The sequence below is a fragment of the Aliiglaciecola sp. 2_MG-2023 genome, from assembly GCF_030548145.1.
Taxonomy (GTDB): domain Bacteria; phylum Pseudomonadota; class Gammaproteobacteria; order Enterobacterales; family Alteromonadaceae; genus Aliiglaciecola; species Aliiglaciecola lipolytica_A.
In genome coordinates this window covers 1-25,581 of sequence record NZ_JAUORY010000006.1, presented here as the reverse complement: position 1 = coordinate 25,581, position 25,581 = coordinate 1, and the positions used below count along the sequence as shown (strand labels likewise).

The following is a 25,581-nucleotide window of genomic DNA, read 5'->3' as shown; positions in this document are numbered from 1 at the left end:
GGAAGTTTGTTATGCCTAGAAAAAAAATTGAGCCTTATACCGCATTGGTTATACAGCCAGAAGTAACAGTCGTCAGTGATAAGGAAGGAATAAAACTAAATCTAGATAGAGTCAAAAATCTAATCCATTTTGGTGTTGGTTACCACTGGGAAGTTCCAGTACGTTTGGTTGTTTTACCTGAATACTTTATGCAAGGTGTTGGTACACCCGGTAAAGGTGAAAGTACAATTAATGATGCCATGAAACGAGCGGTGACAATTCCTGGCCCTGAGATTGATCAACTAGGAGAAATTGCAAAAGAATACGGTTTATATATTTGCGGTGGTGGTGTAGTGGAACAAGTAGAAGAATTTCCTGACCGCTGGTTCAATACGAATTTTATTGTTGGGCCTTGTGGCAATGTTGTACTTAAATATCACAAATGGCATATCAATGCGTCGTTAGGTTTGGGCACGAGTCCACATGATATATTTGACGAATATTGCGCTCATTTTGGTGGTGGCATAAAAGATTTGTTTCCTGTCATTGATACCGAAATTGGTAAATTAGGTACCATGACCTGCCATGATGGCTGTACACCAGAGGTCAGTCGTGCTTTAGGATACAACGGCGCGGAAGTCATTTTGCATCCAGGAGCGATTCAAGAATTTGAAGGCGTTTCAGAGCCTTGGGACTTCTGGAAGTTTACTCGTCGTACTCGCGCTCACGACAATATGTGTTACTTACTGGGCGCTAACTGGGGAAGTGTAAATTACGAATATTACCCTAAAGCATTTTGTCCTGGCCATTCTTTTGCCATTGATTACACCGGACTAATGTTACGTGAAGCACCGTATCCGAATGAGCAAGTCTTGTCTGTAACCATTGATATTGAAGCGCTTCGTCATCACCGAACCCGAGTGAACCACAACAATTGGATAGATGTACGCACCGAAGGGTTTAGAGAAATGTATACCAATCCGATTTATCCAGCAAACCGCTTTCCTTCTGGAAAACCACCAAAAGCTCTAGTTGATAAAATTTCTATATGCAAAGAAGTTTTTGATAATTTGTACGCACGAGGACAATTTACCCCACCACATGGTTATGAACCTGAAGATATCTCTGAGTTATTGCAGTCCAGAATAGATTATGCACAGGAAACGGGACGCCTAAAAAAAGGGTGATAACTATATGAAAGTTATAAGTAAGCTAGCAGATATTGATTTTGAATTCGGACATTTTGAATACAAAAAAGATCATTTAATTATTCATAGTCATAAAGATTCAAAGATGCAGAGTAGGGTCTATGTAAGTCCCAATGACGTCGTAACAGCAATGGGAAAAGCTCTAAAAGTACCAAAGGTTTGGGTATATATCTTATTTTTTCCATTTTTTTTAATACGCTATCGTAGGCGCCATGCTGCGAAAATGGCGAGTAAACAAGGTAATAAATCATGACAAAAATGACAGGTGCTGTAGCCATTATAAAGTCTTTGAAAAATAACGGGGTGGATACCATTTTTGGCCTGCCTGGTGGGCAATTGGATCACCTTTTTGATGCAATGTATCACGAGGGGAAAGATCTCAAACTGATTCATTCACGTCATGAGCAAGGTGCAGCATATATGGCCTACGGCTATGCCAAATCGACAGGTAACGTTGGTGTTTATACTGTTGTGCCAGGTCCAGGTTTATTAAATTCAACCGGAGCTTTATGCACGGCATGGGGAAACTATAGTCCTGTTTTGTGTATATCAGGTCAGATACCTTCTACAGGTATTGGTAAAGGGTACGGCGATTTACATGAGATTCCAGATCAAATGGGAATGATTAGTAATATAACAAAATATCAAGCTCATATAGGTCACCCCTCTGAAGCACCCGAAGTTATAGAGGAGTCATTCAAACAACTGACAACTGGTTGTCCTCAACCTGTAGCAATTGAAATGCCAATGGACACCATGGGTTTAAATGCAGAAGTCAATTTATTAACTGCGGTTGAACATCCTAAACGAGCGATAGATCACGCTCAAATTAAAGATGCAATTCAAATGTTGCTGAAATCTGAAAAACCGATGATTGTAGTTGGATCTGGCGCGATTGAAGCTGCCGATGAGATTAATAGGCTTGCCGAAACCCTACAAATACCGGTAATGGCATGTCGGAGTGGAAAAGGTATTGTACCGAGTGAAAGCTATCTAAGCGCTAATTTTCCAATGGGACACAGGTTATGGGGAGAAGCGGATGCTGTACTCGCGATAGGAACTCGATTGCATTGGCCCTTGGTAATGTGGGGGAATGATGAAGATTTAAATATTATTCGTGTCGATATTGATCCTCAACAGATAACCAGAATTTGCACACCAGAAATTGGCATTGTTGGCGACGCAAAGCAAGTTACCGCAGCTATGAACGATATTTTAGAGCGAGAAAGCTTCGAAGTTACGTCTCGTAAAGATGAATTACTAAAGTTGAAATCAGTTGTTGACGCAGAAATCAAAGAAAAAGTAGGCCCTCAAATGGCTTATCTCGAGGTAATTCGTGAAGAGTTACCAGAAGATGGAATTTTTGTTGATGAAGTTACACAAGTCGGCTTCGTGTCTTGGTATGGCTTCCCTGTGAATAAACCAAGACAACATATAAGTGCTGGCTATCAAGGAACACTTGGTTACGGTTATGCTACTGCACTCGGTGTTATGGCGGGTAACATGGATAAACGAGTTATCCAGATAAGTGGTGATGGGGGCATCATGTTTAATGTGCAGGAAATAGCAACAGCGGTGCAGTACAAACTACCTTTAGTTACAATTATCTTCAATGATTCACGCTTTACTAATGTGCAGCGCCAACAGAAAGAGTGGTTTGATAATCGAGTTATTTGTTCTGATTTAACCAATCCAGATTTTGTTCAATTAGCTGAAAGCTTTGGTGCAGCCGGTTTCAAAGCGAACGATCCTGAGTCAATGCGCACCGCTATTCGTGCTGCTTTTGAGCAAGATGGTCCTTCAATCATCGAGGTGATAATCGATGACTTTTTCCCCGCACCCTGGCCTTTTCTAATGATGCCTCAGAATAGAAAAGAAGTGTGTAAGTAAGTTTAAAAATAAATTAGCAATGCCGCAATTTGAAAAAAGCTGGTATTGCTGATTTATTCTCTAATGGATATATAAAATGACTAAACCAAAACCTAACTCTTCCATTTTACGCATAAATGCATACAAGCAAGGAAAAAGTAATATTGAAGGGGTAAAAAAACCACTCAAATTGTCATCCAATGAATCCTCTCATGGTCCCTGTGAGGAGGCGGTAAATGCGTTTATAAAAAGTGCCTCTAGTTTGAATCGATACCCAGATGGAAGCCAAACAGAGTTGCGTGAGGCAATTGCTGAGACTTTCAAGTTAAACGTAAACAAAATAATGTGTGGTAACGGTTCAGAAGAACTTATTCAACTGGTCGTGAGAGCCTATCTGTCTCAAGGAGATGAGGCATTATTGAGTGAAAATGGCTTTATTATGAGCAATATTCATTGCTTAGCTCAAGGAGCCGAGCTAGTCATCGCACCGGAAAAAAACCATAAAGTTGATGTAGATGCATTGCTGAAACGGGTTACTGAAAAAACTAAGTTTTGCACTATAGCTAATCCAAATAACCCAACAGGAACCTTCATTTCAGAGGAGGAGATGCGACGCTTACATGCAGGGCTACCTAAGGACTGTATATTCTTAATTGACAACGCATATTCAGAATACGTTGATAATGAAGACTTTAGTGATGGTATCTCTTTAGTTGAGGAGTTTGACAACGTAATAATGACAAGAACGTTTTCAAAAATATATGGTTTATCTGCCTTACGCATTGGCTGGATGTATAGTTCTCAGGAGGTTCATGACTATATTCAACGGATTAGAACCCCCTTCAATGCAAACTCTGCAGCAATGGCGGCAGCAACTGCAGCGGTTAAATCAATTGACTATGTCGCTAAGATTAAAAAACTTAATCGTGTTTCTTTAAATTACGTTACTCAAAAATTGACTGAGTTAGGTATTGAAGTTGTGCCGAGTGTTGCCAACTTTTATTTGTTGGATTTTACCAATGTTGCTCAAAAATCAGCAACCGAGGCTGCTAAATTTCTTCAATCAAAAGGCATAATTCCTAGACCTGCAGGTAACGATAGCTCCTTTTTACGCATTACCGTTGGATTAGAAAATGAGAACCAAGCTGTAATTGATGTTTTAACTGATTATATGCAGCAATAGATTACGCTTGATTTTTGTTAACTAAATTTAATTTAAAGCAATTACCTATTGAGGGTGCACGATGGATACTGTAGAGCAACGACTAAATCAACCTCAAAAATTACTGATCAATGGAAAATGGTTTTTATCTTCTAACAAACAAATGTCAGAAGTCATTAATCCATCTTCAGGAAGTGTAATATCTTCTGCCGCGGTTGCTACTGACAAGGATGTTGACCGTGCTGTAGAAGCGGCTAGGGCGACTTTCGAACGTGGTGACTGGAAAGGGTTAACACCGAGTGAAAGAGGAAAAACACTCTGGAAAATAGCAGATTTATTAGAGAAGTATGGTGATGAAATCGCCACGCTAGAGATGTTAAATGTAGGCAAAAAATATTCTTCGGCTAGATATGGTGAAGTTTCATTTGCTGCAGATTGCTTTCGCTATTACGCCGGGTGGTGTACTAAAATTGAAGGAAGCACCAAAACCATGTCGGTTATTCCAGGGCAAGATTTTCATGCTTATACTCAACGTGAACCCATTGGTGTTGCAGCCCTTATCGTTCCGTGGAACGGACCTTTAGTGCAAGCCGCATGGAAAATTGCTCCCGCATTAGCGTCTGGGTGTAGCTGTATTCTCAAACCCGCAATGGAAACACCATTATCTGCGATGAAATTAGCTGAAATAATAATGGAAGCGGGTGTTCCCGCAGGCGTTTTCAATGTTGTGCTGGGGGAAGGCGTGGGTGCAGGTCAAGCGTTAGCTAAACATCCTGGTGTAGATAAAATTTCGTTTACTGGCTCCACTGAGGTAGGCAAAAGAATACTAGATTCAGCAAAAGGCAATCTTAAAAAGGTATCGCTTGAATTAGGGGGGAAATCAGCAATGGTTGTTTTTCCTGATGCAAATGTTGAAGAAGCAAGTCAAGGAGCTATTGATGCGATCTTTTCCAATGCTGGACAAGTATGCGTAGCTGCTTCGCGTTTATTTGTTCACGAAGATATTTATGCAGAATTTATCGCAAATATCAAAACCAAAACTGAGGCTATTAGAGTTGGCCCCAGTGACGATGAAAGCACCGATATGGGGCCCGTAATTAGTGCGCGACAGTTCTCCAGTATTAGCTACTACATTGAAAAAGGGATAAGTGAAGGAGCTACACTGCTTAGTGGGGGAATACCTAAATCATCAACCGGTGGATACTTTATACAGCCAACAATATTTGTAGACGTCACTGCAGATATGACCATTGTTCGTGAAGAGATTTTTGGACCAGTTTTAGTAGTTCAAATTTTTAACGACGAAAGTGATGTACAAGAAATGGCAAATGACTCTGAGTACGGGTTAGCTGCGAGTATTTGGACTAAAGACGTTAGTCGAGCTCATAAAATGGCCGCAGCTTTGAAAGCTGGACTAGTGTGGGTCAATTGCCACGGAATTCCTGATATGGCTGTACCTTTTGGAGGCTACAAAGAGTCCGGGTGGGGCAGAGAAAATGGATATGAAGCGTTGCTTCAATATACAGAGTTAAAGTCTGTCGTCGTCAAACTATAAAAAGAGGAACTAATACAATGCAGCAAACATGGCGTTGGTTTGGAGCAGATGACTCGGTGAGTTTAACGCAAATCAAACAGGCAGGGGCTACCGGAGTTGTCAGTGCTTTACACCAAATCCCCACAGGAGAAGTTTGGTCTTATGAGGATATACTAGAACGTAAACGGCTAATAGAAGAGCAGGGCTTACAATGGAGTGTAGTGGAAAGTGTTCCTGTTCATAATGATATAAAAAGCCGCCAAGGGAACTACAAACAATATATTAAGAATTATAAAGAAACTATTAAAAATCTATCAAGCGCAGGCATTTATACCCTTTGTTACAACTTTATGCCCGTTGTTGATTGGACTCGAACAAACCTTAACTATCAACTTCCAAACCAAGCTCAGGCCTTACGTTTTGAAATGACAGAATTCGCAGCATATGACATTTTTATTTTGAAACGTAAAAATGCTTCTGTTGATTATACTCCTGAAATTTTATCTGCAGCTAAGCATAAGTTTGCTCAAATGAATGCTGGTCAAATTAGATCTCTAGAAAAGAATATTATTGCAGGTTTACCAGGAGGGGAAGGTTCTTATACACGCAGTAAAATTAAGCAACAAATAGAACTGTTTATTGATCTTGGTGAAAATAATTTTAGAGAAAATTTAATAGATTTCCTTAAGGACGTTATACCAGTCGCTGAAGAGTATAAAGTAAAAATGTGCATTCACCCCGATGATCCTCCTTTTCCATTATTTGGTTTACCACGAGTTGTCTCTACTGCCGATGACGCAAGAGCCATAATATCGGCAGTACCAAGTCATTACAATGGACTAACTTTTTGTGCCGGATCTTTCGGGGCACGCGCTGATAATGATTTAGTCGCGATGGTTAAAGAATTTGGTTCGTCAATTCACTTTGTTCATTTACGTAACGTAATACGTTATAACGATGGTTCATTTTATGAATCCGATCACCTAACGGGTGACAACGATATGATTTCCTTAATTAAAGCAATTGTATTGGAAGAGCGGAGGCGTAAACAGCAAAAGTGCGCTGATTCTAGTATTCCTATTCGTCCAGACCATGGGCATTTAATGGGGGATGAAATAAATAGGGAGAATATAAACCCTGGTTACTCTTATGCTGGTCGAATGAAAAGTTTAGCTGAGTTGCGTGGAGTGATATTTGCCATAGAGCAGATTAATTAGCGGTGTTTAGCGCTCGAAATGAAGTTGCCTCTAGCAATGGAGACTGAACAACCCTACAGATTATATGGATATGTTATTTAAGTTAACTATGCAGAGAATTTGTAGGGTATAAATTGAATCATGGACCTCTTTTATGCTTACAGAAAAACGATTTTTTGAATTAACTAGAAACAATACAGCTGCTATTAAAAAAGGCTGTGCGAGTTATAACAATTCGAATGCCTACATTTTTGAGCCTATTAGTTTAGCCAGAGTGACAGCTCTTTCCGAAATACTTGGGATGGAAAAAAAACAGCTCGTTAATGAAATGATTAGTTGTGCTTTGGGTGACGCTCACAATGGTTTTCTATCAGCTTTTGATGATAAGGAAAAGCGAGAGGAAATGGATCATTTGCTTAAATCTAGAGTGAAAGAACTGCTTAATAAAAGCTAAATTAGTATTTTACGGTTTGTAACTTACTTAATCCATAAATAAACACTCTTTGATTTTAATGTTCACATTTATCCCATTATTTATGCTGTGTTAGATGTAATTTAGTCATTTGAGAATAAGTTAACACCATCCAGTTATAGTTGGGTGAACCTATTAGGAGATGTATCTACCTATGATTTCTGGAGACAATATAGCAGCTGTTTGTTCAGTGATATTTGGTTTAGCTTGGTTCGGCTTTTGGATTGATAACTTTGCGATAGGCAAAAAAATATCGGGGGTGGTTTGTATACTTGGACTAGGAATGCTTTTTTCAAACTTGCAGCTTATTCCATTTAATAGTCCTGTTTATGATTTTGTTGGAAGTAATTTAGTTCCTTTAGCTATTCCTTTGTTGTTATTTAAAAGCAACTTACTTTCCATTTTTAAAGAAAGTGGTGCCGTATTGGTCATTTTTTGTATCGCATCAATGACAACAGTATTTGGCGCTATTCTTGGTTTTTATATTTTTGATCTTGGTAATATTGGGCCTAAAGTAGCTGGAGCATACACCGGAGGCTATGTAGGTGGTGCGGTCAATTTTTTGGCCGTTTCTCAAGTTGTTGAAATGAGTACGGACGAATTTAGTGCGGCTATTAGCGCCAGTAGCATCGTTAGTATCATAGCCCTTATGATTTTACTGGCTATACCCTCAACAAAATGGATTACAAAGCATTTTTCTTCATTCAAAGAGGGAGAGTTAAAAGATCAACCTGACAGTAAAGAAATTAATGAGCATAAAGTAAACTTCAATTTGACGCATATTTCTGGTGCTATTTGCTTGAGCTTTGTTATCTGTGCTTTATCAGAATACTTAGCAAATAGCATAGGTTTTAAACAATATTCTTTTTTGATAATTACTGCATTAACTCTACTCATAGCGAATGTATTCCCAAAAACGATGGGCCAATTAAAGGGAGAGTTTGAGACTGGTATTTTATTAATGTATTTATTCTTTGCGGTAGTTGGTATTGGCACTGACATGTCAGTATTTATTGGGGCTGCAATCAAACTATTTTTCTATGGAATGTTTATTATTTTCATCCATCTTACAGTAACTTTTCTATTGGCTAAATGGTTCAAATTCGATTTGAAAGAAACATTAGTTGCATCTGCAGCAGCTCTAGTTGGCCCCGCGGTTACCGCCGCAATAGCAACCTCCAACAATTGGCGTACCTTAGTCACTCCGGGAATTATGTGCGGTATTTTAGGGTATGCAATTGCAACTTTTATCGGAGTTACAGTTACAACTTTCTTAAGCTAAGAGTTTTTAAAGTAAGAAAATTAAACTTATAAGTATTATCTACAATATCGAGAGTTTGCCTTATTGATGGGATTAAATGTCTTGTTTATAAATTGGGAGAGACGGAAGTGGCGACAATTTTAATTACTGGTACCGGCTCAGGTCTAGGTGCTTCTCTAGCATCAGAGTTAGCTAACGACGGACACACAATAATAGCAACGGTAAGGTCGTTGATTCCGGATAACTTTCCAGAAATTAAACCTAGCAGTTTGGGAACGATAAAATTCATGCAGATGGATGTGACGAAAATTGCTGAGATAAAAGGTGTAATGAAACAGTTATCAGACAGTAAATTAACTATTGATACTGTAATTCTAAATGCGGCACACTATCCAATCGGAACAATTGAAAGCGCTAATTATGAATATATTAAACAATGTTTTGAGGTTAATTATTGGGGGAACATAAACGTTATAAGAGAGGTAATGCCTTTTCTCCGGCAACAGCGCTATGGCAAAATTATTGGAGTAAGCTCATTGTCTTCAGCTGTAGGTTTACCTTGCGATGGACATTACTCTGCCAGTAAAGCCGCTATGGATAGAATGTTGGAAAGTTTAAGGTATGAAGTATCTGCTTTTGGAATTCAAGTTAGCTCAATTCAACCTGCTTCATTTGCATCTAATTTATTCAAATCATTAACTAACGAGAAGATTGAGGATGGTCCTTATTCGCAACTTATAGAGCATTGGATGCGAAGTATATCCAATGCAGAAGGTGAAAATGGAAAATACCTTGAAGAGATTCATAATACTATACGTAAGATAATCGCAAACGGACAACCTGAGTTTTTATATACGGTAGGAGCTAAAGCGACTGAGATAGCAGCATTGTTGGCATCCATGTCATCTAAAGAGCGTGAAGAAGCTATTCTCAATTGGTCCGACACTGATTGGTGGGCGAATAGTAAGATAAAGGCCAAGCTCTAATATCGTCGCACAATCTTGCATTTACACTAAAGTGAGCCTCTTCGAAATTACTTGCTATCATTTAGCATAATGACTTAGCGAGAAAACTAGAATCCTAAATGCCAACTTGGAATTAATCGGCTACGATAATCAGTTATACATCAATTCTTGTGATGCTCAATCATATCGCGAACAAACTTGACTTCATTGTGTCTAGCACAAAAATACGTAATTTCCTAATGTTAGTTTAATAGAGATTATATAAGAATCGCTGATGTTTTATTTATCAAACTTACCTTGCACTTTGTTGCGTGATTAGACAAGTTAGTAAATAAATGAAGCATGACTTGGCGCGATCACTTAACACACGCCTCTGTTTCGTGACCCGCTAAAGTTATTCTAATTTGTCCAGAAAAATTAGTCGAACAATGAATTCAAATCTACAGGCTGCTTGTGATGGTTTAGGAGGCGTTAAATCGTGAAATGGTTATTTTTAAGTCGTCAGACAGCCAAGCTCACCTCGCGCTAACGTCATCTCAGTCATATGCGCTCACTGCGTTCGGTAATGAGCTTTGATAAGACAGCGCGATAATGGCGCACTCGGTGAAAAGCGTCTACATCGCGTATATCAAGTGATTGATAGTTTCATGGTCACAAGCCGAATTACTACGATTAACACCTTTGGTCTAGATCACGTCACGGAATGGCCAAAAAACATTGGTTAAAATTAACCAATATAGGCCCCTGCGAAAAGAGTATGCCCACTATGTCGACATAGTTATCACTTGGATACCAATTGCTAGCTAAGCTTTGTGCAGGGGTATAAACCCAAATTAAATTGTTTATACCATGAGTGTTAGTCATGCGGTCGTACATTAAATCCATAGTTCTTTTAACGCTTTTTGGTCCAACTGCTCCCCACCAAAATCTTGCTCCTTCAGCTTCATGTCATGGGCGTCATAAAATAGGGATATCGGCATCAGTAAACTTTTTCAGTTCGGCAGAAATAGTGTCAGATAGTTTTACACTTAAAGGTAAATCACACCGTAAGTCTTTGATTTAATTGGTAGACATGAATTTTGCTAAATTAGATAATTAAATATAGATTCATAACAAACAGAAGTGTGATTAAACAATGAAAACATTCTATAGTTTTTTAAAAGTATTAGTTTTGGTATCTGCAGGATTAACAAGTACTGCGCAAGCAGCACTCATTTATGACTTTTCATATGAGTTTGATGGGTTTACCAGCATTGATGGTACCCTTGAAGGCACGCCTACTGGGGGTGTTGTTACTGTAAGCGATGTAATGGGGACTATTTCGTCAACTGGAGGAACGCTTGGTGTAAGTACATTCTCCTTTGATACATCACTAGGTGGTTTCCATATTTCTGGAGATTCTGATGGCGATTCAGGAACATTTTCTCTTGATGGGAGTTTTTTCGACCTAGCAGTTGTCTTTTTACCTGAAAGTAATAACTGTTTGAATGGTAATGGCTTTTGTCTGATTGGCACATTTGCATCTGTATTAACACCTTCTGGTAGTGAAAGTTATACATTAAATGCCGCAAATTTCACAGTGTCCGAACAGGTCGTATCTGAGCCTAGCACCCTAGCGATAATCGGCCTCAGCCTAGCAGTAATAGGTTTTGCTCGCCGTAAAAAAGCGTAATACATACTCTGTTATCAAAACCGATTGCGATCGGTTTTTTTGTGCCTGCAATTTGGCGATCATCAATTACCTGATCAGCCTAAAGTCGCAGTAAAAATTAAATTGACTAACTCAGGCCTTTTTCTTATCTAATTTCACCACTTCTGCTTTTTCTTCTGTCAACTGAGGTTCAGAATTTCATAGTGTTTGAACTGTACTATCAACGCCGGAACGATAGGTTTTAATAACACAGCGATCATCAGGGAAAGTACAATGGGTTGAATGAGGGCAATGCTCTGAATCGTACCCGCTTTTTCAGCCGCGGGAGTATACAAAGGCGGTTGATTTCCAAACACTCCCTCCAAATCAGGCTCCGGTTACCACCTAATCAATGCAGATGAAGCCTGAGTTTGATCCACGATTTCATTCAGTAAATCAACCATTGAAACTCTCAAAGCTGGTAATGTTACGACCCGTGACTTAGCCATTTTTTTACTGTCTAACGTTGCGCCTTCGGCTAAGTTGGCTGCGCATTGCTGCACTGACAGCAGCCATATTTTGGCTTGTTTTTGAAACCGGTGATGTAAAACATTCTTTGGCAGCGAGCAGGTGGAAAGCGTTACGTAAAAATGCAGATTTCAAACCGTTTTTAGCTTGTTAGCACGATAATGGCGCACCCGGCGAGATTCGAACTCACGACCTCTGCCTCCGGAGGGCAGCGCTCTATCCAGCTGAGCTACGGGTGCGCTGGAAGCAGGCGTGATCTTAATGAAAACCTAGGAATTTTCCACTGTTATTTTCAATTATCCTTAATCCTAGGCATTTTTTGCGAAATTATCGAGCTGAGGTTGATTTTTAAACTATAAAATAATAGTGATTACTAACTAACTTAGATAAAAACTTCTGGTTAGATTCAGTTATCGACATCTTGTGAATACGATGGAAATTTAGGCCTCATTTTTTTAAATTAATTTTTGTTTTCCTTTATGTTCTCTAAGCCTTCCTATTTTGAATATACTAACAATCAAACGCAGTGCAGAAAAATTCCAAAGTAGTATAAAGCTTGTCTTCGTCGGATTCAGATTTTACAGACAGGGCAATGCCGCGCATGAGGGTCATTAAAACATCGGCTAGTTCTTCTGGGTTTTCGGATTCTAATTTTTGTAAACGGATTTTTATATTTGTTTGTATTTCTGTTTGCTGTTTGGCTATTTCTTCTAGCAAAATTTTATTTCGACAAAAGAGGTTTCCTTGCAGAATTAAACAGCCGGATCTGTGATTGTCGTTTAGGTAAAATTCTAAACTCATTTCAAGGCAATTCCTGAACATTTCACTGGGGCTTTCTGATTCTTTTAGGGTCTGTTCAAGTTTTCCTAAAAACTGATTTTTATACAGTGCTAAGGCGCGTAGAAAAAGTGACTCTTTATTTCCATAGGTAGCATAAATAGAAGTAGCGGTTGCATTTAATGTTGAGCACAATTCGGCTACTGATACATTTTCAAATCCGTACCTTTGAAAGAGTGTTAGGGCTCTTTTTAGGCCTTCGTTGGTATCTAGTTTTCTCGGCCTGCCTCGTGTCGAGGAACTATTTGTATCATTCATTACATAATTTAGCTAATTGCTAGGAATATTAATTGTATTAAACGCTACAAAAAGCTATTTTACAAGGCTTTCGAGATAAATAAGGCGGGTTTTTTATAAATGTCGTACAAGCAAGTGACGGGGTGCTAGTGGATTTAATGTAATCATCACTACAATAATCTAAGAGGTTTTAAAATCGATTATTGTAGTGATTGATATAAAAATTGATAAGGCGCTTTTTCGGCGTCCTTAATCAGCGCTTAAAACGGTTTGTTTATAAAGTTCTAAGGCGTGAATATTGTCTTTTTGCGCCTCTTTGATTTGCGCTAAAAGCAACACATCGCGACGTTCATTTGCAAGCTTAATGGCCTTGGAAAGGGCCTTTTCGGCAAGCATATAATCGCCAGAATTATACGCAAGTTGTCCTAGAGTTGAGAGTATATCAACATTGGAATCGTCCTTTTTAAGCCACCCTTCTAGCTGTTTAATTGCACCATTTGTTTGGGTATTTTTGAGCTGTCGATAGAGATTATACAGTACCGGTATTGGACCACTTTTCTGGCTATTCACTAAAATTGTTTGTGCTTCTTCATACATCTCTTGATCGATCAATTGTTGAGAATAAGCTGCAACCTGACCGGATTCTTTGCGAACGCCTCTAGGTAAAGATTGCCATTTTTCCTTCAATTTTAACGCACCTTCTTTGCTGGCAATTTCTGCATATTCACCTTTTGATGCTTTTAATAACCAGTAATCGTATTCCTCTCCAAGTGGTTTTTTCCACTTTTTAACGTGCTCTTTTAACACCGTAAATTTCCCAGTTTGCTCTAGTGCTCTGGCCCATAATTTAATGATATTTGGATCTCGTTGGATCTTTTCTGAGGCTTCATTGATGTGTGTAAGTGCTTGCTCACCCTGATTTTCTAAGACCAAATCACGGATAAGGCATAGATTTGCGGCTAAAGCAGTTTTGTCTTTTTCTGCTGCTTCATACCATAACTCTCGAGCATCAACTTTGTTATTAAGCTGCGCTTCCACTTCGGCCAAAGCTAATAAGTTAATGCCGTCAAAATCTTCGTTACGTATTTTGTTTAGGGATTTTTTGGCTTCTAAAAAGTTTCCTTCTGCAAGTGAAATTAAGCCGTTGGTGAAAGCTTTTTGTTTACGTCTGCTGCTAAATCCGAACAACCAGTCTTGTGAGCCTGCTAAGATATCGATGAGCTTTTTAATCAGAATGATGGATAACCAAGTCACAAAAAACAAGCTAACAACTAAAACCACAAAGCCGAAAATGGAAACCTGATAAGTACCACTTTCAAGGGCGATTAGAAAATACCCTTGGTAATTAATTAGACCTGGACCTGCGTACAAACCTACGATAATGAGGCCGATGATAATTAACAGCAGAATGATTTTTTTCATAGTTCAAACTTCCCGTTTGAGAATGCGTTGCTCATTCGGTTTTCTAGGATATCTTGCAATGGTTTTGCGGCATCAAGTTGCTGAGGATATTTACGCGCGACTTCCGTTTCTTCGAGATTACGTAACGCGTCTAACATGCCCGCCACTTCAGTGGTTTCAAGATCATAATGCTGAACAATTAATCCTATCGCCCGTTGTAAACTTTGTTTAAACAGAGTGTCTTGCTCTTTCATTATTGCCGTTTGCGCTTGCATTAATGCAAAACGTAACTGCTCTTTGGCTAGCCACTGTTGTTGTTGTGATAATAAGGGTTCAACTGGTCCTTCATTGGCTTGATATTTAAAGTTGCTCTCAATATAGGCCCAAACTCTTGCCATTCCCGTGAGTTCTTCTGGCTCAAAACCCTTCACTTCTACTTCTGGTAACGACAAGGGTAGATTATTAACTTGTTGCACCATGCCTGATAACGACAAAGCGATAGAGGTTAATGAAACCTGATTGATCTGTTGAAGGTTTTGAATATCGCTGGCAATAAATTGTCTTACTGGTAATAAAGACGGATCCGCTAAATCTTGTAATCGGCTATCTGCTGCTTGCAGCATAGCCACGGCAGTGCGGACATCATTTTCCAACCAAAGTTTTCGACCGGCCATGCGGACCAAATAATCTGCTTCTGCTAATAACCAATCGGCCGGACGACGACCTGATACGTCTGCAAGATTTTTACTATTGGCTTGCGCTTGGGTCAATGCTTGGTTAGTTAATTCGTTTTGTTTGGCGATGGACTCTTCAAACTCTGTTTGTTGAGTACCTAACTGACGAGCCAATTGGTCAATTGTTCGACCTTGCTCTGAAATAGTTTCACTTTGCGCCGTCAAAGTTGCATTTTCATTATTTAACGTACTATTCCATTGTTGCCAAAACCAATAACCGGCAGCTGCAATAGCCAAGAGGCAAAGCAAATTAATTAATGTGACAAACCATAAAAATCCAGTCTTCGATTTACCTTTAGCTGGCGCATCTTTGCCTGGAGTGTTCTTAGATTTGGGCGTAAATGGCGGTTTTTCGCTTTTTGTTTCAGCTTTAGCTTTGGGCTTCGGCTGTTCCTTTACTTCGACGTAGGACGCATTCTCGATTTCCAAGGCTTTCATTTCCTCTTCGAGGGCGGTGATTTTGTCTTTTTCCGTCATTTAGCGCTCCAAAAATTGATTGATTGCGTCTTTTAATTGCTCGTCACTTGCACCAGCACTGAGATATACCTGTTGTATACCTAGTTTAGTTGCATAATCGGCAAGACGCTGACTAACCATAATCCAAGGTGTAGATTTTAACCAATTTTGGTCAAATTTGTCCCATGCTGCTTGGATAATTTCGCCACTTGTAGCCACAATACATTGAATGTCTTGCTGCTGCCAAGCTTCTGTTTGCGAATAATTTACACATGGCAAACGATTATAGAGGTTGATATGTTCCACCTCAGCCCCTCGTTGTTGCAGTTCTGAGGGTAACATTTTGCGGCCGCCAACACCTTTTAGCAGAAATACTTTGTGGCTCGATAAATTTTGCAATTGTGGGAGCGACAATAAGCCTTCTGAACAGGCCATGTCAGGCACAATTACTTGCTCGGTTAATTGTGTTAAACGCTCACCAGTGCTTGGACCTACCGCAAAAACAGCGAGTTCAGAGGGCCAACCTTTGACACCTTCAATAACGATTTCGGCAGCGTGCGTGCTGACAAATATGCACTTACTACGGCTAATTTGCTGTGCATCCATGGCTAAAATAGTTTGCGCAAATTGCTGTAGATTATCCTGATTGATGTCTATTTCTATCAGTCCTACACCAACGGTTCTAATACCTTGTTGTTGCAAGTAACGGGTACTTTTTTCAAATTTTTCTTTTGGCCGCAGCAATAAAATAGACATTTATGTTACACGTATGCTTCTGCTAAATATTCTTGTGCGCCTAGCTCTAACAATTTCTCAGCTACTGCATTACCAAGTTGTTCGGGTTCTGCAATATCGCCGTACTGCTCAGCCATAATAATCTGTTTTCCAGAAATAGAGCCTACCAAACCACGCAAGTGTAGTTGATTATCTATGATTTCGCAGAAACTGCCGATGGGGACCTGACAGCCACCTTGCAGTTTAGCGTTAAGCGCCCGTTCTGCCACCACACGGGTCGCAGTATCAGGGTGATTCAAGGGTTGTAATAATGCCACTAATTCTGCGTCTTCAGTACGACATTCAATCCCTACAGCACCTTGACCAACAGCTGGTAAAGAGACCCTGCTACTAATTTCTTGTCGTATGCGGTCAGCCATATTTAAACGAATTAACCCCGCTGATGCTAAAATAATTGCATCGTATTGGCCTTCATCTAGCTTCGCTAAGCGGGTATTCACGTTGCCGCGCAGATCTTTTATCTGCACATCTGGGCGATACGCTTTGAGCTGGACTTGCCGACGTAAGCTTGAAGTGCCAACAATCGCGCCCTTGGGTAGGGAAACAATATCTTCGTATTTGTTGGATACAAACGCATCTAATGGATTTTCCCGTTGGCAAATAGCGTGTAAACCAAAACCATCGGGAAATTCGACAGGAACATCTTTCATGGAATGCACTGCAATATCGGCTTCGCCTTTTTGCATAGCCACTTCCAATTCCTTGATGAACAATCCTTTACCACCTACCTTTGCAAGTGGTGTATCTAAAATCACATCGCCCTTTGTAGTCATAGGGACTAGTTCAATTGCAATGTGAGGGTGCGCCTTTTCTAATTCTGCTTTGACAAATTCTGCCTGCCAAAGAGCAAGGGCACTTTTACGGGTAGCAATTTTAATTACTGAGCGAGTCATAAACAATCCGATTAACCTTTTAACACCATTTTAAGGTTTTGCTGACCGGATTGGTACAGCAGAGTTGTAAAAAACCTAACAACCAAGCTGATCTGCATCAATAGCAATGAAAAAAGTTTAAAAGTTAACCACTAATGGGTATTGCTCGTCAGCTTTTCGAATATATTCATCACGGTTTTCGAGCCACTTTTCCATCACGCCGATACTATAATTTAGATAGAGTTTGTTATTTACAATTGTAAATGCCTCTTCATCTATACCAACTAAGTTGCCATCAGCCATTGCGTAAGCGCAATATCCACCGTACTGGGGGGCATATTTCTCGGGATTTGCGGCAAACATGGCTTTATGTTCTTCCGATGAAAAATGCCACTGCGCGCCACGCCAATCATAACTAATCTGTTTGTTACCTTTTACAGGTTTGTTTTCGGTGAAGTAGGCCACTGTATCGTAACCATAAATAGCGTGATTATTAAAAAAGCCTGTCTCAATGGGATCTGAAGCGTGAGCCGCAGTGAAAAACAAACTGGTTAAGGCAAATATTAGTACTTTTAAAGCGTTCATGAGGAATCCGATTTGGTAAGTAAATTATAGTTACTTACAAAACCGGCTATTCAGACTTAAAATTTCATCACAATTTTATCACGGTAGAATTACGGGAATCGCAACGCTTACGTATTTTACATGGGATGTTCACTAAAACCTATTTAATATAGGGTAAAGGCAGTGTGAACACTTACTTTTTTACGGATAGCTAATTTAGAATACTCAATAAGAGTTTATAAAATGTGCCATAGACGCCTTTTTTAAAACCGTCGCTTGTGCTGTTTAATCTCATTATCTAAATAATCATGGCCTTGAGACGCGGCTCTTATAAAAGTTCATGCTGTTATTTATAAAAATATTAATGGCGCTAGCCACAATGAAACAGCACTAATAAGAATTAAACCCACAATATTTAGTACAAAACCCGCTTTTATCATCTGTGGAATATTGAGCAAACCTGAGGCGAAAACTATCGCATTTGGAGGTGTTGCAACAGGTAACATAAAGGCACAGCTTGCAGCTAAGGTAATAGGAATACACAACACTAACGGAGATACACCAAGCTCTAATGCAACGGCCGCTACTACTGGTAAGAAGGTTGCCGCTGTTGCAACATTACTGGTTAGTTCTGTTAGGAAAATAACCAATGCAGTAGCTGCGATCACCAACACAAATACACCAAATGTGCCTAAAGGCATTAAGCTACTTCCCAACCATGCTGCCAGCCCAGATGAAGAAACTGCTGCGGCTAAACTTAATCCGCCACCAAATAAAATCAACACTCCCCAGGGTAGCCGACTTACATCGTCCCAAGTCATTATTTGCGGTTGAGCTTTGTTACCACTTGGAAGTAAGAACAATAGTAACGCCGCGGTCATTACTATTCCTGTATCAGTTAAAAAGTCGATACCAAGAAGTAACGAGATAGGGCGTCTAACAATCCAAAATGTGACAACTAGAGCAAATACTATTGCTACTCGCTTTTCGGCACGACTCATTGGCCCTAATGCTTGGCGTAACTCGGTTAAGTGCTCATGGACTACTGGATTTGCTGGAATATCGATCTTAAAAGTCCAGCGTGTTAGAGACCACCAAGCCAGCGGCAACATTAGCAACATTACAGGTATGCCAAGTGCCATCCAGCTAGCGAAAGTGAGTTTGATATCATAGTTTTCATTTAAAAATGCAGCTAACAATGCATTAGGCGGAGTACCAACTAGTGTGGCTAATCCACCGATTGTAGCGGCGTAGGCTAAACCCAGTAACATTGCTACTTGAAAAGACTTAATTTGCCGTTTGTTGAGGTGCGCATTTTGCTCAGAAATTATATGCGTAACCGATAAGGCGATGGGCATTAACATCATAGTAGTGGAAGTATTTGTCATCCACATTGAAAGCAATGCCGCGACTACCATAAAACTACCAACCAGATTTCGACCATCGGTGCCGGTATAAGACAAAATGACTAGGGCTATTCGTTTATGTAAATTCCAGCGTTCAACCGCCAATGCTAGGATAAAGGCTCCCATAAACAAATAAATAATTGGGTTAGCATAATGGGATGTGGCGTCTGCTAGAGTTGTTATTTCTAGAAAGGGAAAGGTAATTATGGGTAAAAATGCGGTGACAGGGACGGGCGCGGATTCTGTTGCCCACCATAGTGCCATCCACATACCTACAGCCGCGACGCGCCAAGCGGTAGGATCCATTGTTGTTTGATTTGCTCCTAGAAGCATCATTAAAACGAATAGGGCAGGCCCAGCCAATAATCCAATATTTTGATATCGACCACGTTGCGGATCAGTTATTTCCGGTAAACTATCACTCATAATACTGCCTTAACATCGAAAAGGTCGAAACTGGAAAACAATTCCAGCTATAGGACAAATTTAAAGTATTGTTCTAAAATCTGTGTAAAAGCCACGTTTGTAATTATTCTGCGTATTGCATTGCAATTGAACCCAACCAATCTAGTCATTGATAAGACTTGTGGGGCAGTAAATTACGAATACCAAGACACAGCCGAGTGTCTGCATATTGGTATTTTTATGTATTTAGATAAATGAGGTTAAGGCTGGTATTTTATAAAGCATGTCACCACCCAAGGTGAACGAAATCAAATTCATCCACATGGCGATTTATGATGACGGTTGAAATTGCTATTACTTTGCTTAAATTACCGCTCTTTTAATAAGATATACCGCGTTAGCGTAACGTTGGCAAGTCTGAGTTGCTTAGGTTAAGTATTTGCTAGTTAACCTAAACGCTCCTGCAACCACTCTGAAACATCCTTAATTTCTTGGGGGCAAACATTATGTTGCATTGGATATTCTTTCCATTTCACAGGGTAACCAATATCTTCGAGCACTTTAAACGCAGCATGTCCTAAAAACATTGGTACTACTTCATCTTGCTGGCCATGGGCACATAGAATAGGTGTGTTTTTATTGGCCTGATGAACTTCACTGGCAAACTTATCTGGTTCAGACATATAAGTTGAAAGCGCCATAATGCCAGCTAGCTTTTCTGGGTATCGAGTGCCTAGGTGAAGTGCGATAACTCCGCCTTGTGAAAAACCGGCCAACACAATGCGATCAGCTGATATTCCTTTGGCTTTTTCGGCTTCAATTAAATCACTGACTTTAGCTGCTGAGTCCAACACTCCGTCCACATCTGCGCGATTATTAAAATCCATGGTTTTAATATCGTACCAAGCACGCATCGGCATACCATTATTGATGGTTACTGGTCTTACAGGCGCGTGAGGGAACACAAACCGTACCGCCATACTTTCCGGTAACTTTAATTCGGGCACGATTGGCGCGAATCCATTACCAGAATCCCCTAGACCATGCATCCAAATTACAACGGCATCGTATGGCTTTTTGGGATTTACTTCTACGTAGGGCAATATCTGCTCAGTCATTTAGCTACTTCCTTTGATTTAAATTATGACAATTTTACGCTTTGCTCTGCTTGTTTACTGGCAGCTTCATCAATAAATGACCAAAATTCAACACCGGTGCGCTCATCTATCCATACTTCATCTTGATAATTGAAATGATGACCATTGAATTTGGTCGCCACCCAAAGTTGGTGCAAAGGTGCTTGTTTGTTCAAAATAATCTTGGTTTTATTTTGAAACTCTAGGGTTAAAATTCCTTCTGCTGATTCGTAGTCGATATCCACTTCGCAGGCATCTAACGCTTCTTCCAGTTGGATAAACATGTCATCTACAAGTTGGTGATACTGGCTGTCATTCATTTTGTGATTCGCTAGTTAGGTAATAAGTCAGAATATGTTAACATTGCTAAAAATTCGCGACAGTTATTTTATTAAATTTTATGGCAAAAGCACCCGGTAACTTATTTATTTTGGCCGCTCCTTCAGGAGCAGGTAAATCTAGTCTCATTAATGCGCTAATAGAAAGGCATAGTGAGTCGAATATGCATAGCAATAAACTGCAGGTTTCAGTTTCGCATACAACCCGCGCTCCTAGACCCGGAGAAGTCGATGGTCAACACTATCACTTCGTCTCAAGAGAGGAGTTCGAGGATTTGATCAAACAGCAGGTTTTTTTCGAATGGGCTGAAGTATTTGGAAATTATTACGGTACGTCGCGAGTGGTAATAGAAAAAACCCTTAAAGAAGGTACCGATATTTTCTTAGATATTGACTGGCAAGGAGCGCGTCAGGTCAAAGCGCAAATTCCTGACACTGCGACGGTTTTTGTCGCGCCACCGTCTCGAGAAGAACTTTTCCGTCGTCTTACACAACGCAATCAAGACTCTCAAGAGGTGATCGAGCAGCGAATGCAAGAAGCGGAGTCAGAAATTTCCCATTATCATGAATTTGATTTTATTGTCGTCAACGATCATTTCGAATCAGCTTTAAATGAGTTAGATGCGATAGTAAGTGCTCGCAGACTACGAAAAGAGAAGCAAGTAATTCGGCATGCTGGCTTATTTGCTGATTTACTCGGAAAATAAACAGTCTAATGATCGTGAAAGATCTTTCCTTTAGACCAATAAAAACGTAAACTACTCGACCTTTTTTTGAACACCTTTAGACATATCGACCACCTCGGAGAAATATATGGCTCGTGTAACAGTAGAAGATGCCGTAGACAAAATTGGCAATCGTTTCGATTTAGTATTAGTTGCTGCTAAGCGCGCACGTCAGATTGCTATTGAAGGCAAAGACGCTCATGTTCCTATGGGAAATGATAAGCCCACAGTAATCGCTCTTCGTGAAATTGAAGAAGGTTTTGTTGATGCTTCAACAATTGCAGCTGAAGCAATTCGTGACCAACAAGAGCACGATCAAGCTGAATTCTCGTCAGTTGCTAACATCCTGTCTGAGTAAAAATAAGCCAATCCTGAACTCATATGAGTTCAGGACAAACTTATAGGCTGACAAGCTTACAAAATCTCCGTATTCTTAACTCCTAAGTCAACTAAAAGCATGTGTTAAGTGTATTTATTCGAAGGCCTTAAAAACAAATTAAGTGATTACCTACCTCTAGACGCGGTCAAGGGGATTGAGGCTGCCTTCGTTTTAGCCCAAGATGCACATGATGGACAAATGCGTTCCAGCGGTGATCCTTACATTACCCATCCAGTTGCCGTTGCAGGCATACTTGCCGACATGAACCTTGATGAAGAAACCATCAAGTCTGCGTTATTACACGATGTGATAGAAGACACCCATTATTCCAAAGAAGATCTGGTTGAAGCATTTGGTGAAACTGTTGGCGATTTAGTGGAAGGGGTGTCTAAGCTGGATAAAATCCAGTTTAGTACCAAACAAGAAGCCCAAGCCGAAAATTTCCGTAAAATGATGATGGCGATGGTGCAAGATATCCGGGTCATTCTGATTAAACTCGCAGACCGAACCCACAATATGCGCACTTTAGGTTCGCTAAGACCAGATAAGCGTCGCAGAATTGCCAGAGAAACCCTCGAAATTTATGCGCCTATTGCTCACCGACTCGGTATCCACGATATTAAAAATGAGCTAGAAGACTTAGGTTTTCAAGCCATGTACCCGATGCGTCATCGAGCTCTTTCGGCGGCCGTTAAACAAGCTCGCGGTAACCGCAAAGAAATCATTGAAAATACCCGCAATGAAGTGGAAACTCGTTTAAAAGCCCATGGCCTTGATGCGCAAGTCATTGGCCGCGAAAAACATTTGTATTCGATTTATCGGAAAATGAAGAACAAAGAATTGTTGTTCAACGAAGTCATGGATATATATGCGTTTCGGGTGATAGTCTCCTCTGTCGATAATTGCTATCGCGGGTTAGGGGCTATGCATGGTTTGTATAAGCCTATTGAAGGTCGTTTTAAAGATTACGTGGCCATTCCACGCACCAATGGTTATCAGTCATTACACACTTCTTTGATTGGACCTCATGGTATTCCTGTTGAAATTCAGATTCGAACTGCTGAAATGGATCAGATGGCTGACAAAGGCGTCGCCGCACATTGGATTTACAAAGATGATGGTGAAACGCAGCAAGGCACTACGGCGCAAGTTCGAGCACGCAAGTGGATGCAATCCTTATTAGAACTGCAACAAAGTGCAAGTTCATCATTTGAATTTATAGAAAACGTTAAAACCGATTTGTTTCCTGATGAAATATACGTGTTTACACCAGACGGCCGAATTATAGAATTACCCATGGGTGCCACGCCCGTCGACTTTGCTTACGCAGTGCATACTGATGTAGGTAACTCTTGTGTGGGTGTGCGAGTAGAACGACGTAACTACTCACTTAATAAGCCACTGCAAAATGGTCAATCGGTGGAAATAATTACCTCTCCAAGAGCAAAACCTAACGCCAACTGGCTCAATTTCGTGGTCAGTGCCAGAGCCCGTTCTAATATACGCCACTACCTTAAGCGCCAGCAGTCCAAAGAAGCCATCAGTATGGGTAATCGTTTACTTAGACATGCTTTAGGGGCGAGAAGATTAGACGATATTCCGCAAGAAGATAGAGATCGTGTTGTGGCTGAAACCAAACATGATTCTTTTGACGAATTGCTTTCAGATATTGGTTTAGGTAATGAACTCAGTGCCATTGTCGCTCGACGACTGTTGGGCGAGTCTGAAGAGCTGCCAGATAAAGGCCGTAATGTGGCGATTAAAGGCACTGAAGGCTTGTTAGTGACCTACCCCAAATGTTGTTACCCGATTCCCGATGATGAAATTATCGCGATTCTTAGTCCTGGTCGGGGCATGGTTATCCATCAGGTAGGTTGCAGTAACATTCGTAAGCTAAGTAAAGAAGAGCCTCAACGTGTTTTACCAATGCATTGGGATAGCGAAGCTCAAGGTGAATTCAAAGCGTCGGTAAGAATAGAGCTAATTAATCATCAAGGCACATTGGCTACGCTAACCAATGCCGTTGCTTCGTGTGATTCAAATATTATTGGTTTACAAACAGAAGAAAAAGAAAGCAATGTTTATTACATTGATATTGAGTTAACCACAAAAAATCGTGTACATCTGGCTAAGGTCATGCGCAAAATTCGCTCCATGCCGGAAGTGCAAAAAGTCTCACGTCATAGTCAAATTCGACACAACTAAGGTAAATAATTATGTCAAAGTCCGTAATTCATACTGACCGGGCCCCTCAAGCTATTGGGACTTATAGTCAAGCTGTAAAGTCTGGTACAACTGTGTATTTATCTGGCCAAATTCCTTTGGTTCCAGAGACCATGGAAATGGTTTCTGACGATTTTAAAACACAAGCTATTCAGGTATTTGAAAATGTAACTGCAGTGTGTGAAGCCGCTGGTGGTACTACTAATGATTTGGTTAAAGTGAATATATTTCTAACCGATTTATCTAATTTTGCCACCGTAAATGAGGTGATGAGCCAGTATTTTAAAAAGCCATATCCTGCTCGTGCCGCTATAGGTGTAAAAGAACTACCAAAAGGTTCACAAATTGAAATCGACGGCATTATGGAATTGCCTGAGTGATATTGCTTTAGAAAGTTTGGCTTTCAGTTAGAGGTTTTTTAGTGTCAGTGTCACCAGAACGTTATCAAAAAATTCGTGATGTCTTAAGCAAGCGACAAACTAGCTTAACCGTATGTTTGGAGCAAGTTCATAAGCCCCATAATGTTTCCGCAGTGATTAGAAGTTGTGATGCGGTAGGCATTCATAAAGTGCATGCCGTTTGGGATGATGAAACAAAAGAATTACGTGGTGGCACCGCAATGGGCAGCCAAAATTGGGTGTACATGGAAAACCACAATAGCATTGGTGATGCAGTTTCTCATTTGCAAGAACAAAAAATGCAGGTGTTGGTTACCCATTTGTCTGATCAGGCCGTAGATTTTCGCGATGTCGATTATACCAAGCCAACAGCGATAATTTTAGGCCAAGAAAAGCACGGTGCTACGCAACAAGCTATCGATTTAGCCAATCAAGAGATTGTCATTCCTATGGTCGGAATGGTGCAATCCCTCAACGTCAGTGTAGCAGCTGCACTGGTTTTATATGAGGCGCAGCGGCAACGACAAATTGCCGGTATGTATGATACGCAGCACCTTGATGAATCAGACTGCCAAAAAATGTTATTCGAACGGGGTTACCCTGACTTTCGTAAATTATGCGACGAAAAAGACCTGCCATACCCACATATTGATGAACAAGGAAGTATTGTCGCCGACGATGATTGGTGGCAAGCATTGCAATTCCGAAAGCTGTAGGCGGGTGTTTTAGCCCCGCGCTATCCTATGATATTCCATGGCCTGAAGGCCATGCTACGGGTTTCTGTTGTAGGCGGTTGCTTTAGCCCCGCGCTATCCTATGATATTTCATGGCCTAAAGGCCATGCTACGGGATTTCTGTTGTAGGCGGTTGC

At 40.3% G+C, this 25,581-nt stretch carries 26 protein-coding genes, 1 tRNA gene and 1 pseudogene; 15 read left to right on the top strand and 13 right to left on the bottom strand.

The features are described 5' to 3' along the window. Positions 1 to 11 precede the first annotated feature (11 nt). From Q4567_RS07920 to Q4567_RS07880, 9 genes are all read left to right on the top strand, one after another. The gene (locus tag Q4567_RS07920; protein ID WP_303500023.1) at positions 12 to 1,166 is read left to right on the top strand and encodes a nitrilase-related carbon-nitrogen hydrolase; all 1,155 of its coding nucleotides are present in this window, start codon (positions 12 to 14) and stop codon (positions 1,164 to 1,166) included. 7 nt (positions 1,167 to 1,173) lie between these two features. Beyond that, positions 1,174 to 1,440, top strand: coding sequence for a hypothetical protein (locus Q4567_RS07915; RefSeq protein WP_303500022.1), 267 nt, complete (start codon positions 1,174 to 1,176; stop codon positions 1,438 to 1,440). Further along, the gene (locus Q4567_RS07910) at positions 1,437 to 3,077 is read left to right on the top strand and encodes a thiamine pyrophosphate-dependent enzyme (protein ID WP_303500021.1); all 1,641 of its coding nucleotides are present in this window, start codon (positions 1,437 to 1,439) and stop codon (positions 3,075 to 3,077) included. The genes Q4567_RS07915 and Q4567_RS07910 overlap by 4 nt, the downstream gene beginning before the upstream one ends. A gap of 76 nt (positions 3,078 to 3,153) precedes the next feature. Beyond that, positions 3,154 to 4,239 (top strand): histidinol-phosphate transaminase, encoded by a 1,086-nt coding sequence (gene hisC / locus Q4567_RS07905; RefSeq protein ID WP_303500020.1) that lies wholly within the window; start codon positions 3,154 to 3,156, stop codon positions 4,237 to 4,239. Between the two features lie 61 nt (positions 4,240 to 4,300). Then, positions 4,301 to 5,773: an aldehyde dehydrogenase gene (locus Q4567_RS07900; protein ID WP_303500019.1), complete on the top strand. Its 1,473-nt coding sequence runs from the start codon at positions 4,301 to 4,303 to the stop codon at positions 5,771 to 5,773. Between the two features lie 17 nt (positions 5,774 to 5,790). Further along, positions 5,791 to 6,969 carry a mannonate dehydratase gene (gene uxuA / locus Q4567_RS07895; protein ID WP_303500017.1) on the top strand — a complete coding sequence of 393 codons (1,179 nt, stop codon included), beginning with the start codon at positions 5,791 to 5,793 and terminating at the stop codon, positions 6,967 to 6,969. A 133-nt stretch (positions 6,970 to 7,102) separates the two neighbouring features. Then, positions 7,103 to 7,402: a hypothetical protein gene (locus Q4567_RS07890; protein WP_303500016.1), complete on the top strand. Its 300-nt coding sequence runs from the start codon at positions 7,103 to 7,105 to the stop codon at positions 7,400 to 7,402. A 172-nt stretch (positions 7,403 to 7,574) separates the two neighbouring features. After that, positions 7,575 to 8,702: a DUF819 domain-containing protein gene (locus tag Q4567_RS07885; RefSeq protein WP_303500015.1), complete on the top strand. Its 1,128-nt coding sequence runs from the start codon at positions 7,575 to 7,577 to the stop codon at positions 8,700 to 8,702. Between the two features lie 107 nt (positions 8,703 to 8,809). Next, on the top strand, positions 8,810 to 9,667 hold the full coding sequence (locus Q4567_RS07880; protein ID WP_303500014.1) for an SDR family NAD(P)-dependent oxidoreductase: 858 nt from the start codon (positions 8,810 to 8,812) through the stop codon (positions 9,665 to 9,667). 675 nt (positions 9,668 to 10,342) lie between these two features. On the opposite strand, the pseudogene Q4567_RS22250 reads toward Q4567_RS07880, so the two are convergent. Beyond that, positions 10,343 to 10,582 (bottom strand): annotated as a pseudogene (locus tag Q4567_RS22250) (glycosyl hydrolase); the annotation flags it as partial. A gap of 199 nt (positions 10,583 to 10,781) precedes the next feature. Here Q4567_RS22250 and Q4567_RS07875 point away from each other — a divergent pair. After that, positions 10,782 to 11,318, top strand: a complete 537-nt coding sequence (locus Q4567_RS07875; RefSeq protein ID WP_303500013.1) for a PEP-CTERM sorting domain-containing protein — start codon at positions 10,782 to 10,784, stop codon at positions 11,316 to 11,318. A gap of 158 nt (positions 11,319 to 11,476) precedes the next feature. Here Q4567_RS07875 and Q4567_RS07870 read toward each other — a convergent pair whose 3' ends face one another. From Q4567_RS07870 to cyaY, 12 genes are all read right to left on the bottom strand, one after another. Beyond that, positions 11,477 to 11,662: a hypothetical protein gene (locus Q4567_RS07870; RefSeq protein WP_303500011.1), complete on the bottom strand. Its 186-nt coding sequence runs from the start codon at positions 11,660 to 11,662 to the stop codon at positions 11,477 to 11,479. Positions 11,663 to 11,674: 12 nt separating this feature from the next. Further along, positions 11,675 to 11,839, bottom strand: coding sequence for a hypothetical protein (locus tag Q4567_RS07865; RefSeq protein WP_303500010.1), 165 nt, complete (start codon positions 11,837 to 11,839; stop codon positions 11,675 to 11,677). 127 nt (positions 11,840 to 11,966) lie between these two features. Continuing rightward, positions 11,967 to 12,043: transfer RNA gene (locus Q4567_RS07860), tRNA-Arg, on the bottom strand. Between the two features lie 271 nt (positions 12,044 to 12,314). Then, positions 12,315 to 12,899: a TetR/AcrR family transcriptional regulator gene (locus tag Q4567_RS07855; RefSeq protein WP_303500009.1), complete on the bottom strand. Its 585-nt coding sequence runs from the start codon at positions 12,897 to 12,899 to the stop codon at positions 12,315 to 12,317. A gap of 228 nt (positions 12,900 to 13,127) precedes the next feature. After that, complete coding sequence (locus Q4567_RS07850; RefSeq protein WP_303500008.1) at positions 13,128 to 14,300, bottom strand: heme biosynthesis protein HemY; 1,173 nt, start codon at positions 14,298 to 14,300, stop codon at positions 13,128 to 13,130. Then, positions 14,297 to 15,490, bottom strand: a complete 1,194-nt coding sequence (locus Q4567_RS07845) for a uroporphyrinogen-III C-methyltransferase (RefSeq protein ID WP_303500007.1) — start codon at positions 15,488 to 15,490, stop codon at positions 14,297 to 14,299. Before Q4567_RS07845 ends, Q4567_RS07850 begins: the two co-directional genes overlap by 4 nt. Continuing rightward, positions 15,491 to 16,225 carry a uroporphyrinogen-III synthase gene (locus Q4567_RS07840; RefSeq protein ID WP_216049224.1) on the bottom strand — a complete coding sequence of 245 codons (735 nt, stop codon included), beginning with the start codon at positions 16,223 to 16,225 and terminating at the stop codon, positions 15,491 to 15,493. It lies immediately after the preceding gene. 5 nt (positions 16,226 to 16,230) lie between these two features. Further along, positions 16,231 to 17,157 carry a hydroxymethylbilane synthase gene (gene hemC, locus Q4567_RS07835; RefSeq protein ID WP_216049223.1) on the bottom strand — a complete coding sequence of 309 codons (927 nt, stop codon included), beginning with the start codon at positions 17,155 to 17,157 and terminating at the stop codon, positions 16,231 to 16,233. 117 nt (positions 17,158 to 17,274) lie between these two features. After that, positions 17,275 to 17,721 (bottom strand): YHS domain-containing (seleno)protein, encoded by a 447-nt coding sequence (locus tag Q4567_RS07830; protein ID WP_303500006.1) that lies wholly within the window; start codon positions 17,719 to 17,721, stop codon positions 17,275 to 17,277. 329 nt (positions 17,722 to 18,050) lie between these two features. After that, positions 18,051 to 19,532, bottom strand: a complete 1,482-nt coding sequence (locus Q4567_RS07825) for a DASS family sodium-coupled anion symporter (RefSeq protein ID WP_303500005.1) — start codon at positions 19,530 to 19,532, stop codon at positions 18,051 to 18,053. Between the two features lie 425 nt (positions 19,533 to 19,957). Continuing rightward, on the bottom strand, positions 19,958 to 20,629 hold the full coding sequence (locus Q4567_RS07820) for an alpha/beta hydrolase (RefSeq protein ID WP_216049220.1): 672 nt from the start codon (positions 20,627 to 20,629) through the stop codon (positions 19,958 to 19,960). Positions 20,630 to 20,652: 23 nt separating this feature from the next. Then, entirely contained in the window at positions 20,653 to 20,967 is a 315-nt protein-coding gene (gene cyaY / locus Q4567_RS07815) for an iron donor protein CyaY (RefSeq protein ID WP_216049219.1), read from the bottom strand. 80 nt (positions 20,968 to 21,047) lie between these two features. Between cyaY and gmk the strand changes: the two genes are divergently transcribed. From gmk to trmH, 5 genes are all read left to right on the top strand, one after another. After that, the gene (gmk, locus tag Q4567_RS07810) at positions 21,048 to 21,692 is read left to right on the top strand and encodes a guanylate kinase (RefSeq protein WP_216049218.1); all 645 of its coding nucleotides are present in this window, start codon (positions 21,048 to 21,050) and stop codon (positions 21,690 to 21,692) included. 106 nt (positions 21,693 to 21,798) lie between these two features. Then, positions 21,799 to 22,068: a DNA-directed RNA polymerase subunit omega gene (gene rpoZ, locus Q4567_RS07805; RefSeq protein WP_216049217.1), complete on the top strand. Its 270-nt coding sequence runs from the start codon at positions 21,799 to 21,801 to the stop codon at positions 22,066 to 22,068. 108 nt (positions 22,069 to 22,176) lie between these two features. Then, on the top strand, positions 22,177 to 24,294 hold the full coding sequence (gene spoT, locus Q4567_RS07800) for a bifunctional GTP diphosphokinase/guanosine-3',5'-bis pyrophosphate 3'-pyrophosphohydrolase (RefSeq protein ID WP_216049216.1): 2,118 nt from the start codon (positions 22,177 to 22,179) through the stop codon (positions 24,292 to 24,294). A gap of 11 nt (positions 24,295 to 24,305) precedes the next feature. Then, positions 24,306 to 24,692 (top strand): RidA family protein, encoded by a 387-nt coding sequence (locus Q4567_RS07795; RefSeq protein WP_216049215.1) that lies wholly within the window; start codon positions 24,306 to 24,308, stop codon positions 24,690 to 24,692. A 47-nt stretch (positions 24,693 to 24,739) separates the two neighbouring features. Next, entirely contained in the window at positions 24,740 to 25,426 is a 687-nt protein-coding gene (trmH, locus tag Q4567_RS07790) for a tRNA (guanosine(18)-2'-O)-methyltransferase TrmH (protein WP_303500115.1), read from the top strand. Positions 25,427 to 25,581 lie beyond the last annotated feature (155 nt).